Below are 440 nucleotides of genomic sequence, written 5' to 3'. Positions count from 1 at the left end.
CCCGAGACCGGCGCGCCGCGCCGGGTCGGCGTCTCGGCCTTCGGTGTGAGCGGGACCAACGCGCACACGATCCTGGAGCAGGCGCCTGAGGTCTCCACGGACACGACCGCTGCGGCGACGGTGTCGCCGTCGGTGCTGCCCGTGCTGCTTTCGGCGAAGAACGACGTCGCCCTCCAGGCCCAGGCGCAGGATCTGCTCTCTCGCGTCGAGGCCGACGCCGAGCTGCGGCTCGCGGACCTCGGCTACTCGCTGGCGACGACGCGCGCGGCCTTCGAGCAGCGCGCCGCGATCGTCGCGGGTGAGCGGGCGGAGTTGCTGGCCGGACTGGCGGCTCTGGCCGCAGGCCAGTCGGCGGCGGGCATGGTGCGCGGTTCGGTGACGGAGGGGCGCACGGCGTTCCTGTTCACCGGCCAGGGCAGCCAGCGAGCCGGGATGGGTCG

1 protein-coding gene is annotated in these 440 nt (G+C 74.5%); it reads left to right on the top strand.

Annotated features, from left to right (window positions below; all coding sequences use genetic code 11):
- Positions 1-440: CurL C-terminal domain-containing protein (locus TR48_RS38410; RefSeq protein WP_042375645.1), on the top strand; the 440-nt coding region annotated here is incomplete at both ends.

It is taken from the genome of Streptacidiphilus neutrinimicus (assembly GCF_000787815.1).
Classification (GTDB): Bacteria; Actinomycetota; Actinomycetes; order Streptomycetales; family Streptomycetaceae; genus Streptacidiphilus; species Streptacidiphilus neutrinimicus.
Note: the sequence above shows the minus strand (reverse complement) of the source record. Positions and strands in the feature narration are given on the sequence as shown.